This is a genomic window from Noviherbaspirillum malthae (assembly GCF_015352985.1).
Lineage (GTDB): Bacteria > Pseudomonadota > Gammaproteobacteria > Burkholderiales > Burkholderiaceae_D > Noviherbaspirillum > Noviherbaspirillum malthae.
Map to the genome: position 1 here is coordinate 21957 of NZ_JACYXF010000066.1, position 11601 is coordinate 33557.

The window sequence follows — 11601 nt, forward strand, 5'->3', positions numbered from 1 at the left end:
CTTCCGCTGCGCCGCTAATGCAGATTGCGACCGGTCGTGCCGGCAGTACCGGACCCGGCAGCATCACCCGACTGGCCTGTCCCCTGGGAGACCTTCGTCGCCAGTTCCTCTTTCGCACGCTGGGCTTCCTGCTTGGCCATGTCGGCGATGCGCTGCGCCGATTCCTTCACCGTCTGCATCTGCGTGCTCGCGATATCCTTGGCCTTGCCCATCAGGTTGTCGCGCATGCCGCCGAGCAGTTCGTTTTCTCGCCGCGTGACCGACAGCATCGCGCCCAGTCCTGCGCCCAGCGCGATGCCCAGCGCGCCGATCAGCAGCGGCTGCTCTTCCCTGACGGTATCGACACGGTGTTTCGCGCGATAGTACTGGGTCCTGGTTTGATGCCCCATGTCATCCAGGCGCGCCTTGGCGTCCGCAGTTGTCGACTGCAGCTTGCTGAGTGCCGTATCGCTCGCCTGCCTGACCTTGTCGGTCATCCGGTTCATCGTGCCAGTGGAATATCCTGATGAACCGCTGGATGTCCCGGCGCCATACGAATCCTCGGGCGCATAGGCGGTATCGACGCCGAACTGCCGTTCCGACGCGAGCGATGTGTCATCGCCATACCGGCTTCTTGAAGTGTCCGACTTGTAAGTCGTATATCCCCGTCCGGATTTCTGTGACGGCGAAGCCTGCAGGAAACGCTGAAGCAGAAAGCCTGCGGCGACCGTGCCTGCGATAAAGGCGCCGCGCGAGCCGCGGAGCTGACCGGCTGCCGTCTGGAGCACCGAACCTGAAGTCGCTTCCGATCCCCGATAACCGCGGGTGCCGTAGCTTTCCGACATGTCGGTTTCGTAAGGCGACGACTGTCTCTGCCGCGCGCCCTGCACGGAGGCACGCGTACTGCGCGAGGCATTGCCGTACCGGTCGGAGTCGCTGCCTCCGTAAACGCTGGTGGCATCCATGCCGGCGCGGCCGGAGGCACCGAGGCTGTCGCCCGGCGTGCTTGATGCAAACGATGGTTGCGAAGATGCATCGTTCAAATGCTCGCCAGGCCCCGGCGCAGCGCCGCTGGAAATCGGCGTGCTCGTCTCTTTGTTCTGATCCGTCTGATTCTGATCTTTCATTTCTCGCTCCTGGTTAATGATGAGACCGCGCCCATGAAGCACGGTCCAGCCCACCGGCGGCCAGCATGTTGCCCATGAAACATGTGCTTGGCCGCGCATCAGAAATAAGAAATGCAAGCTCCGGATTAGTTCTAAGACAATGTGTATCTGCTGCTGTTTCTGCAGCAGGAGTTGACCGAGTGCAGACATGCCTGAATACAACCGCAGTCGGTCGGCATCCGGTCGAGTCGCCGCCCGTCCTGAATTACTCCTGCGCCTTGAAGCCGGTGGCCTTCACCACCTTTTCCCAGCGCGGCAGATCTTCGCGCAGCAGCCGGTCGAAGTCCTGGCGGCTTGAACCCGCAACGCGGAAGCCCGCTCCCTGCAGTTTCTCCTTCACTTCAGGCGCCTGCATGGCCTTCACGATTTCGGTGTTGAGCTTGTCGAGGATATCGTTCGGGGTCTTCGCCGGCGCATAGATGCCGAACCATGCGCCGAACTCCACCGAGGGATAGCCCTGCTCCTTCGCGGTCGGCACGTCGGGCAGCATGGTCGAGCGGGCCGGGCCCGTCGTGGCCAGCGCTCGCAGCTTGCCGCCCTTGACATGCGAGGACACGAGCGCCAGCGTGCCGAACAGGCCCTGCGTATCGCCCGAGATGACGCCGCTCATCGCATCGCCGGTGTTCTTGTAATGCACCGGCTCCATCTTGAGCTGGGTCGCGTCGGCCAGCATGGCGATGCCGAAATGGCCCGGCGTGCCCGCGCCGAAGGTGCCCATGAACAGGTTCTTCTGCGCCTTGCCCCATTCCACGAATTCCTTCAGGTTCTTCGCGGGAACCGATGTCGGCACCACGAACGCGAAGTCGGAGGTCACCACATGGCTGATGGGCGCGAAGTCCTTGACCGGATCGAAGCCGAGCTTGGTATAGGTATTGGGCGAAATCGCCATTTCACCGACGGTGCCGAGGAACAGCGTGTACCCGTCCGGCGCCGCCTTGGCCGACTCGCGCGCGGCGATCAGTCCTGCCGCGCCGGTCTTGTTGTCGACCACGAATCCCTGGCCGGTGGCTTCCTGCAGTTTCTGGGCGACGATGCGGGCCACCAGGTCGGGACCGGTGCCGCTCGGGAAGCCGACCACCAGCCGCACCGGCCGGGTCGGATAGGACTGCGCCATGGCGGAACCCATGTGAACAGCACCGGCCGCGAGCAGCAGGGTTGCTGCGGCGAGCCGGATCATGCCGGCGCGGCGTGCCGGAGACGCGATGGAATCGATGGAAGTGGCCGGGGCGGATGTGCGATGCATGTTGGTCTCCTGGTAGGAATAATGTTTTGAGATGCGGTTGGAATGATGGCGCGGTGGATACGGTGCAAGAGCGTCAAAGCACGACATGCACGTCGATGATGGCGGCGCCGGTCGTGCGCGCACCCATGCCGACGGCGATCAGGGAATTGAGGTGTCGCCAGCGCGCCGCCCCGGTCTGGAACCGGATCGCCGTCCGGAAGTAATACTCGTCGGGCGCAACCGGCTCCCCGGCCGCAAGCCGGCGCATGACCTCGGGCGGGCCGTGGCGGAATCCGTCGCTGCTGATTTCCACCCGCGCCCCCTCGGCATCCTCGATCACGTAATGCGCGGCAATCTCGAGCGTGCCGTCCGAACGCTGCAGTTGCCAGTCGACACCGCCGGCGATGACCTTTCCGCTGAATTCCTCGCCGCTCACCGTGCCGCCGATGATGGGCACGTAGCGCCGCTCGCCGCAGGCGGTGTCGCCCAGCGAGACGACGGGATCGACCCTGGCGGTGATGCGGCACAGGAAACGCGTGGACGGGCTTTGTACGGCGATATCGCTCATGTCGGTCAGGCTTTCTTCAGGTTCATTGCAGTCATGCTGGCAAACTCATTCGCAGACAAAGTTCGAGGCGTCTTCGACGCTGCCCGTTCCCTTGTAGCGCGCGGATTGCGGATACGGGCAGAGCGGACGGCTGCGGCCGGGAAAGGCCGTGGTGCCGCGCGCAGTGACGCTGGCCGGGGCCGCGCCCTTCTCCACCCAGTTCACGATGGCGGCAAGGCCGTCGTAGGCATCGGTGGCCGGGCCGCCGGAGCAGTGCGTCATGCCTGGCACCAGGAACAGGCGGGCGAAGGATTGCGCCTTGTCCATGCCGCCGGCCGTCGCCGCAACCCGCTGATAATAATCGACCGTGTCGTTGGACGAGAAGATCGGGTCGCTCACGCCATGGAAGAACAGCATCTTTCCGCCGCGGCTGGTGTACGGCGTCAGGTCGGTGGTGCGGTAGCTGTCGTAGATCGCCGAGTAGGCCGCCAGGCGCTGCGGGTCCTTTTCGAAATCGAAGTTCAGGATGTTGAAGTTGGCGTCATACGGCGTCAGGAATTCATAAGCCATGGCATTCTGAATCAGCGTGATGAAACGCGAGTTCGGCGTGGCCGTGGTCGAGGTTCCGAGCTTCCAGTTGCGCCAGTCGGCGGCGCGGATGCCTGCATCCCAGGGCCAGGATGCGTAGAGCGCTGTGCCGGCCGCATTGCGCGGTCCCGCAAAGCCCTTCTTGAGCGCGGCCACCTGCTCACCCGAAAGGCAGCTGTCGTTCTTGGCGCCGGTGCACTGCAGCACCGCCGGATCGAACTGGCATGACGACGGATTCTGCACCATGCCGTCGCTCACGCCGTCCTTGGCGTCGCAGGCCGCGAGCACGCCGTTGGATACCAGGTTGAGATCGCTTTCGCTGAAAGCGCGGCTGAGTACCGGATTGCCGGCGGCGTCGCGCGGGGCGATCGCATTGTAGGTCTGCGATTCCCAGGCCGCCGAGATCGAGGCGCCGCTCGCCACGCGCATGGCCGGCGCGCTGGCCACGATGCCGTCGAAGTAGCTCGGGAAGCGCTGCGAGAACATCATCGCCTGGCGCCCGCCGCCGGAGCAGCCCATGAAATAGGAGTGGTCGGGCGTGCGGCCATAGTAGAGGTTGATCATCTGCTTGGCGATCTGGGCCGTGCGGTCGTAAGCGTTGTAGGCATGGTCGATGCGGCCGCGCTCGTCCTTGCCGTAGACCGAGGCATCGGTGCCCTGATGGCCGCCGTCGGTGCTGACGACGGCGAAACCGCGCGACAAGGCATAGGCGTTCGAGCCGTCCAGCGCAGCTAGGGCGCCGGTATTGGTGCCGAGGGCGGGATTGATCACGCCGTCATTGCCGCCGCCGCCCTGGAACAGGAACTGGCCGCTCCAGGTCTTGGGCAGGCGCAGCTCGAAACCGATGTAACGGTCGACGCCGTCGGATCCCTTGTAGGCATCGGCGGCACCGGTCACCACGCAATGCGCGGGCAGGAAGGCGCCGCTGGTGACATTGGCCGGGCGGGTGCTGTCGGCGGCCACTTCCTTGACGCTGCGGATGGTGACATTCGGCAATTGAATCTTTTCCATGCCTGCGCAGCCGCTGCCGCTCAGGATGGCGCTTGCCACCGCCGGCGCATCATCATTGCTGCCGCAGGCGGCGCACAGGATGCCCAGGCTTCCCAGCACGGCGAGCGTCATCGGTTTCGGCAGAAAGTGCATTCCCATCGTTGTCTCCTTGTCATGTATTTATGTCGAACCGGATGCCGGCGGTCCGGGAGTGATCACGCTTGCTTCAGTGAAACCGGGTCTTGTGCTGGAGAAGGAATTTCATTACTGTCTCCATATTGTTCGAGTCCGGTTTGCAACCGTTTGTGTATCGCTCCGGCCGTGTACGGCAAAGCGGCAAAGTCTTTTATGCTCTTTGACGGGAATGATAAAAGCGCAATCGGTAATCGCATGTCCTCTCGAAGGAGGACAATTGAAATGACAGGCAAAACATGAACGTCTGGACCGTGGCCGAAGGCGGCTCCCCTTCCGATATTGCGCTGTACTCGCTCTCGAAAATCATTGCGCACATCGGCGCGCAGGATTTCACCAGCGGCGTGCTGCGAGAGATCAACCGGGGCCTCGCCGCCGGCTCCTGGAGCGTGTACCGTACCTTCGGCCGCCGCCTGCCGGTCTGCTACCTGTCCAACAGCTACAAGCGTCGCGACACGACCGGCCGATGCTTCCTGGCGTACCGCGAAGGCCTCTATCAGCAGGACCGCACCTTCGATGCGCTCGAAGGCAGCAGGAACAACGACATCCGCATCCTGCACATTACCGCCGGAGAAGTCCGCAATCCCGAGCACCGGCGCCAGATCTATGAACATCACCGCCTGCGCGAACGCCTGTCGGCAGCGCGGCTGGCCCGCGACGGCTCCGTCCTGTCGGTGAACCTCTACCGCCATGACGACCAGCCTGCTTACCGGGACCGCGACCTGCAGCTGTTCGAACACTTGGCGCGCGGCCTGTTCGCTTCGGTCGAGCGGCAGATTACGCTGCAACCCGGTATTGAAGACGATGGCGCAGGCGCCCATGCCGGCATCGTGGAACTGCCCCAGGACGCGCACCGGGAGGCGCTGCGGCAACTCTCACCCGACATGCCGTCACGGGAAATGGAAGTGTCGCTGCGCCTGCTCAAGGGCATGAGCCATGACGGCATCGCCTGCGACCTCGGCATCGGCGCCACCACCGTCAAGACCTACCGCAACCGGGCTTTTGCCCGACTGGGCATCCATCACAACAATGAATTGTTCGCGCTGGTCCTGCAGCAATGCGACAGGCTGGCGCGGCGCTGAGCCATGCCCATCAATTACGCAAGACGGCTGACCGGCCCCCAGCGCAGCGCGCAGGCAAACCGGCATCTCGGTTATGCGCTGGCCTTCATCGCCGGGGCATCGAATGCCGGCGGCTTCCTGGCCGTCCATCAATACACGTCGCACATGACGGGAATCGTGGCGACGGCGGCTGACAGCCTGGCGCTCAACGACTATCTGCCCGTACTGGCCGCGTCCGGGGCGCTGCTTTCCTTCATTACCGGCGCTGCCGTGACGGCGATCATGGTCAATTATGCGCGCCGCCACCGCATGGCCAGCGAATATGCGCTGCCCCTGTTGCTCGAAGCCATCCTTCTGCTTTGCTTCGGCATACTCGGCGCGCGCCTTGCCGGCATCCATGGCCTGTTCGTTCCGCTTACCGTGATGCTGCTCTGCTTCATCATGGGCCTGCAGAATGCGGTGATGACCAAACTCTCCGGAGCCGAGATCAGGACCACGCACCTGACCGGCACGGTCACCGACATCGGCATCGAACTCGGCAAGCTTTTCTATTGGAACGCCAATCCGTCGCAAGACAAGATCAGGGTGGTCGCCAACCGCGCGCGCCTGCGCCAGCTCGTGCTGCTGGCCTCTTCCTTTTTCATCGGCGGCGTGGCAGGCGCGATGGGATTCAAGCACGCCGGCTACCTGTCGACGGTGCCGCTGGCGCTGCTCCTGTGCGTGTTGGCAATCGTGCCGGCCATGGACGATGTGCTGGGATTCATGCGCAGGCCTGCCGGAAAGTAGCGTAAAGAGATCAGGCGGGACATACGTTCGTCTTCGTGTCCCGCCGGTTGAGTTCAAACCAATTCAGACTTGATGCGTGCCGCCATGCACACGCCTTTCCCCCCATCCAGCGGCACCGCACAAGCTTAATGGAGGATGGAGGCACCGGTTCCCGGCTGCTGGCCCGTCGATGCCTGCAGGGGCCGATAGGCGCGCTCTGCGGCGGCCGTGTCATTGAACTGCTGGAATCGTGCGACCTTGCCGTCGCGGATGGTAAAAATATGGACCCACGGATTGATATAACTGCGGCCGGTGGCGCGCACCGTCCATTCCGACTCTCCGCTGACAACGACCTTGTCGCCCTCGGCGATCATTTCAATCGGCTCGAAACGTACGACGTCCTGGGCTTGCGCCAGCATGCCGAAATACCGCATCACTTCCTGCTTGCCGTGATAGATGCCCGAAAACGGCAGATACTCGCTTTCCACGCCTATCCAATCGATATCATCCGCAAGGTTTGCCATCAAGCCTTCGATATCCTGTGCCTGGAATTTCTGGTACCCCTGCATGACGAGCTGCTTGTTTTCCTGAATAGTCATCATCGCCTCCTTGCCATGAGAGCCCGCATGAAAGCTCCTCCAATCGGCACGGACGGAAGTGCCGGCCGACGCGCGCAATGCACGCGGGAAGTTTTCAAACGGGCTCCTGGCGCCTGCCCCTTCCCCCTGCCATTCGTTTGTAATACAACATAGGGCGACTCCCGGAAGACCGGTTGTCGAAGATCAAAGCGCAACGCATACGCTGCAGGCGGTCCTGCGGATGAACCAAATGCATTTTCGGGAAAAGACAAGCTGCCAGACGATGCGGCGAGGCATGTCCGGTGCAAGAAAGGTGACCGGCTGCACACGCGAACACAGTATTGCGCGTGCTCCGCAGCTCCGGTCCCGTATGCTTCTCAGTCTGCCGTCACGGACCCCGGTCGTGATCAGGCCGTATCGCTCAGGGTTTCAGCTGAACCCGGATTTCGCCCCCCGGATGTGACGGGCTATGAACGTTGACGTATAGATTGCCGGCCTTGTAATCGGCAAACTGCGATTCGGTCAGACGGGCATTTGCCGGCACGGAAAAGGCCTTGTCCGAGGTCTTGGTCAGAGGAAGAATTACCGGCCCGTTTTCGCCCTTGGCGCCGCGATGGATATGTGCGGCGTTGGCGGTCATATCGTCGATCAGCACCGATCCGCTGACGGTACGGTCATCCGCCACCGTGATGGTGCTGCGCCCGGACGCCTTGGTCGTCACCGGGGGGACCTCATTCTCGCCTTTCAGTTCGGCAGTCGTTTTCGACCCGCCGATTCCCATCTTGCCCATCATCCCGCTCATCGTGTCGCAACCGCCGACCAGGCCGAGACTCAGTACCAATGCGAGGGAAGTCACACACCGAACAGATTTCTTCTTCGAAACAGTCATGGTTTTCTCCTTGAGGTGTGAAGCGATGCGCTGGGGAACGTTCTCATGACAGTCGAACCTCCTGAGCGCAAACGGTCATGCAGACTTTGCCAGCGTAGTATGAGATTAGGCGGAGAAAGTATGGGGGAGGATGGTTTGATACGGTGGATTGACTTTAATCAATTTGGGTTGGTGAGTATTAGCACAGTTGGTGTATAAGCTGCATCGCTGCTTGGAAGTCTTTTGCTCGTTTTCCACAATACAACCACCAAGCCCCCTGATTGACTTACACAATTACGACGCTCAATCAGCGATAGAACATCAGAGACCTGATTTCAGCTGCCGTTTTCCGCGACAATCCACAATCTGCCTGTTAGAGTGCGAATTAATAAAAACAGCATTAAGCCGTTTACTAAAGTATTAGAGTGTTTAAGCAAACATGCTCTCACCATCCTCCATTTTTTGGGTTATTCACAGTTTTCGACACGCTCATTCTTTCTATGAGAGCTATTGACCTGATAATTCAAGCTTTGCTGCTTGAAGAGCATTTAATAGCCATTCATAGGAAACAGGCGGTATAGCTTTTGGAAATTCAACCATGAATTCACCTATTGCGTTCTCCTGACTAATCAATCCAATGAACTTATCGTCACAGTATATTTCTGCAATAAGGTTTTCATAATCAACATCACTACAAATCTGTATTTTTAGATCATTCATTTGCAATCCTATGGTTCAAGGAATCCACGGAAATTTCCATTGGCGTCAAATCTTGCACCCCTTCCATCAGCAGCAAATACATCAATACCATCAAAGCGATTGCCCTGTTTAATTTTTGATCCAGGAGAGTTAAGGATGTCGTCTAATACGTTTTGACCTTGAGCATTCATGTGCAAAGGATTGCCTTTTGCGGCAGGAAATGCGCTACCCGGTCGGCTGCCGTGTTTCTGAAGTGCTCGTCCAGCTGTAGTCATTTGCCCAGCTTTATCTGCTGGATCCAAGAACCTCCCTGATTCAGATAAATCCTTAACAGTTTTACCGATACAACTGCAATCCAGTGCGGCCAACCCCAGCGGGTCAATCCAGCTAACCGGATTAGCCGCATACCGATACAGATTGATCCCACCCTGCAGCCCAATAGGATCCTGCCCGACAAAGCGCCCGCAGTCCGGATCGAAATACCGGAACCGATTGTAATGCAGCCCCGTCTCGGCATCATGGTACTGCCCCTGGAACCGCAGCGGCTGCATTTCCTCGAAGGCCGCTTGCCGCGCCCATTCTTCGCTTTCTTCAAACCCCTGCGGCATCTCCACCCGCAGCACATTGCCCCACGCCCGATAGCTCGCCGCCCAGCGCAGCTGCCCCTGCTCATCCGTCATCTCCCTCGGCGTACCCAGATGATCGGTATGGATGTGCAGTACCTGTGCTTGCTGTCTGGCTTGTTCGGCCTCATCGTCGGGCTTGCATATCCGGCTCACCTGCGCAATCGGCACGAACGATTCCGGCTGGTACACATATGTCCTCGCATGGCTGCCCCGCACTTCTTCCAGCAGCCGGTTGCCATCCCATACGAAGTGCGTGATGCCGAACGCATCCTGCTTGTACAGCCGCCGCCCGAACGGGTCGTAGCCATACGTTACCGTCTGCGTCGTCGGCTGGTCCGTGTGCGCCTGCCGGGTGGTGATGGCCCTGACCAGTTGATGCTCGCCGTTCCACTGCAGCGCCATCCCGGTATGCCGGCCGATCTTCTTGCCGGTCAGGTCGCCATGCACATCGTAGGCGTAGCGCTTGTCCTCGAACACGGTCACGCGGTTGTGCTCGATGCGTCCGCCCTGGTCCTGCAGCGTCTCGTCCAGCAGGTTGTGCGCCGGGTCGAAGGCGAATCGTTCCTGCACGTTCGGATGCACCGCCGACAGGATGCGGCCGAGCGCATCGTAGTGGTAGGCGGTACGGCCCAGACGGGCGTCGTCGATGGCAATCAGCTCGCCGGTCCGGTCATAGTCGTAGCGTCTTGCAATGAGCCTGTTGTCGACTTCCGGCTTGTCCAGTGCCTGCCATGCGCGGCGCTGCCGGGCCAAATTGCCGCCGACCTGCTGACCGCTCAGCCGGCCCAGCTTGTCGTACTGGAACAGGCTGTGCAGGGCGCCCTGGCTGCGTCCGACTTCGCGGTGCAGCCCATCGCGCTCGATGTCGCAGATGACCTGTCCGTCGAGGTTGATCTGATGCAGATGGCCGGAGCCGTAGAACAATTGGTTGAGCCTGCGGCCGTCGGGCAATGTGGTCTGGATGCGGTTGCCCAGCGCATCGTAGGCATGCGCGATGCGGCTGGCATGATGGCGGCCGGTGACCGTCTCGCCGATCAGCTGGCCGAGGGCGTCGTATTCCAGCTCCACCTCGGCCTGCGCATTGCCGGCCTGCACCAGGCGGCCCAGCTTGTCGTAGCGGTAGCGGGTGCGCAGCTGCTCGGCCATCGCCGGACCGGTGATGCGCGAGACCAGCTTTTCCACCAGCCGCCCGGCGGCATCGCGCTCGTAGCGGGTGTCGATACGGGCGTCGGCATGGCGCTGCCTGCTGGCTCCGGCCGGGCTGCCGTGCTCTTCCCTGGCAATCGGCAAGCCGGCGGCATCATGGCGGTAACGCGTGAGCCGGCCATCGAAGCCGATTTCCTCGTGCAGGCGATCGAGCGCATCGTAGGCAAACGCATACACCGCGCCGTTCTCGTTGACCAGCCGCGCCAGCCGTCTTGCCTTGTCGTAGCGGTATTGCAGCGTGTGGCCCAGCGCATCGGTGCGGGTTTGCGGCAGGCCGTCGGCTTCCAGCGCATAGGCGGTGCGCCGGCCGGCGGCATCGATGTGCGCCACCAGGCGCCCGGCACGGTCGTACTCGAGCCGCTCCTCGCTGCCATCGGGATGGACGGTGGCAATCAATCGGCCTGCGGCGTCATGGCGGTATGACGTGGTTTGGCCGAGGGCATCGGTGACGCCGGTCAGCTGGCTGAAGGCATCGTAGATGTAGCGGGTAATCTGGCCGGAACAGTCGGTATGGCGGATGACCTGGCCGGCATCGTTGTAGGCTAGCTGGCGGCTGCGGCCGGCTGCATCGGTGATGACGGTCGGCAAGCCGTGCGCACCATAACGGTAGGCGGTACGCTGGCCCAGCGCATCGGTGATGCTGGCAATGTTCCCCAGCTCGTCATGGCGCAGGGCGGTGATGCCGCCCATGGCATCGGTAATCAGTGCCGGCTTGCCGTGCTGCGGGTCGTAGGCAATCTTCGTCGTTGTACCGTCGGGCTGCTCGATGGCAATGAGGCGGCCGCGGGCATCATGCCGGTAGCGGCTGGTCCGACCTGCGGCATCGGTCACCGCCACCGGATGGCCGTGCTGGTTATGCGTGATGGAGCTCATGCCGCCGGCCGCATCGGTCTGGCCGGTCAGGCGCTGCTTGCTGTCGTAGCAATAAGACTGCGTCCTGCCGAGCTGGTCGGTGACGCGGGTTTCGCCGGGCAGATAGCTGAATGTGAGTTCATGGCCGGCATTGGTCCAGTGCCGAACCACCTTGCCGCCCGGATGATCTTCGCTGTAGGCATACTCGGCCACCAGAGCGCCCGGCGTCGCATGGCGCACCAGCATGTGGTTGCGGTAGGCA

At 61.6% G+C, this 11601-nt stretch carries 11 protein-coding genes; 2 read left to right on the plus strand and 9 right to left on the minus strand.

Annotated features, from left to right (window positions below; translation table 11 throughout):
• Nucleotides 1–14: 14 nt before the first annotated feature.
• The 5 genes from IGW03_RS31460 to IGW03_RS31480 form a co-directional block, all read right to left on the minus strand.
• A complete protein-coding gene (locus IGW03_RS31460) occupies nt 15–1106 on the minus strand; it encodes a hypothetical protein (protein ID WP_194726410.1) in 1092 nt (363 codons plus the stop codon).
• Between the two features lie 244 nt (nt 1107–1350).
• Complete coding sequence (locus IGW03_RS31465; RefSeq protein WP_194726411.1) at nt 1351–2388, minus strand: Bug family tripartite tricarboxylate transporter substrate binding protein; 1038 nt, start codon at nt 2386–2388, stop codon at nt 1351–1353.
• 73 nt (nt 2389–2461) lie between these two features.
• Nucleotides 2462–2935 carry a DUF3237 domain-containing protein gene (locus IGW03_RS31470; RefSeq protein ID WP_194726412.1) on the minus strand — a complete coding sequence of 158 codons (474 nt, stop codon included), beginning with the start codon at nt 2933–2935 and terminating at the stop codon, nt 2462–2464.
• Nucleotides 2936–2980: 45 nt separating this feature from the next.
• Nucleotides 2981–4651 carry a tannase/feruloyl esterase family alpha/beta hydrolase gene (locus IGW03_RS31475; protein ID WP_194726413.1) on the minus strand — a complete coding sequence of 557 codons (1671 nt, stop codon included), beginning with the start codon at nt 4649–4651 and terminating at the stop codon, nt 2981–2983.
• Nucleotides 4652–4707: 56 nt separating this feature from the next.
• Nucleotides 4708–4884, minus strand: a complete 177-nt coding sequence (locus IGW03_RS31480) for a hypothetical protein (RefSeq protein ID WP_194726414.1) — start codon at nt 4882–4884, stop codon at nt 4708–4710.
• 39 nt (nt 4885–4923) lie between these two features.
• Between IGW03_RS31480 and IGW03_RS31485 the strand changes: the two genes are divergently transcribed.
• Nucleotides 4924–5766 carry a helix-turn-helix transcriptional regulator gene (locus tag IGW03_RS31485; RefSeq protein ID WP_194726415.1) on the plus strand — a complete coding sequence of 281 codons (843 nt, stop codon included), beginning with the start codon at nt 4924–4926 and terminating at the stop codon, nt 5764–5766.
• 3 nt (nt 5767–5769) lie between these two features.
• On the plus strand, nt 5770–6531 hold the full coding sequence (locus IGW03_RS31490) for a YoaK family protein (protein ID WP_194726416.1): 762 nt from the start codon (nt 5770–5772) through the stop codon (nt 6529–6531).
• A gap of 125 nt (nt 6532–6656) precedes the next feature.
• Here IGW03_RS31490 and IGW03_RS31495 read toward each other — a convergent pair whose 3' ends face one another.
• The 4 genes from IGW03_RS31495 to IGW03_RS31510 form a co-directional block, all read right to left on the minus strand.
• Nucleotides 6657–7112, minus strand: a complete 456-nt coding sequence (locus IGW03_RS31495; RefSeq protein WP_194726417.1) for a nuclear transport factor 2 family protein — start codon at nt 7110–7112, stop codon at nt 6657–6659.
• 397 nt (nt 7113–7509) lie between these two features.
• The gene (locus tag IGW03_RS31500) at nt 7510–7977 is read right to left on the minus strand and encodes a CHRD domain-containing protein (RefSeq protein ID WP_194726418.1); all 468 of its coding nucleotides are present in this window, start codon (nt 7975–7977) and stop codon (nt 7510–7512) included.
• 486 nt (nt 7978–8463) lie between these two features.
• Nucleotides 8464–8676, minus strand: a complete 213-nt coding sequence (locus tag IGW03_RS31505; RefSeq protein WP_194726419.1) for a hypothetical protein — start codon at nt 8674–8676, stop codon at nt 8464–8466.
• Between the two features lie 8 nt (nt 8677–8684).
• A partial coding sequence (locus IGW03_RS31510) for an RHS repeat-associated core domain-containing protein (RefSeq protein ID WP_194726420.1) occupies nt 8685–11601 on the minus strand: 2917 nt, incomplete at its 5' end.

Bases quoted from the DNA above. Each gene is read 5' to 3' on its own strand.
- IGW03_RS31465 (WP_194726411.1), bottom strand. From the start codon at position 2,388: ATGCATCGCACATCCGCCCCGGCCACTTCCATCGATTCCATCGCGTCT.
- IGW03_RS31495 (WP_194726417.1), bottom strand. From the start codon at position 7,112: ATGATGACTATTCAGGAAAACAAGCAGCTCGTCATGCAGGGGTACCAG.
- IGW03_RS31505 (WP_194726419.1), bottom strand. From the start codon at position 8,676: ATGAATGATCTAAAAATACAGATTTGTAGTGATGTTGATTATGAAAAC.
- IGW03_RS31460 (WP_194726410.1), bottom strand. From the start codon at position 1,106: ATGAAAGATCAGAATCAGACGGATCAGAACAAAGAGACGAGCACGCCG.
- IGW03_RS31470 (WP_194726412.1), bottom strand. From the start codon at position 2,935: ATGAGCGATATCGCCGTACAAAGCCCGTCCACGCGTTTCCTGTGCCGC.
- IGW03_RS31480 (WP_194726414.1), bottom strand. From the start codon at position 4,884: ATGCGATTACCGATTGCGCTTTTATCATTCCCGTCAAAGAGCATAAAA.
- IGW03_RS31490 (WP_194726416.1), top strand. From the start codon at position 5,770: ATGCCCATCAATTACGCAAGACGGCTGACCGGCCCCCAGCGCAGCGCG.
- IGW03_RS31485 (WP_194726415.1), top strand. From the start codon at position 4,924: ATGAACGTCTGGACCGTGGCCGAAGGCGGCTCCCCTTCCGATATTGCG.
- IGW03_RS31500 (WP_194726418.1), bottom strand. From the start codon at position 7,977: ATGACTGTTTCGAAGAAGAAATCTGTTCGGTGTGTGACTTCCCTCGCA.
- IGW03_RS31475 (WP_194726413.1), bottom strand. From the start codon at position 4,651: ATGGGAATGCACTTTCTGCCGAAACCGATGACGCTCGCCGTGCTGGGA.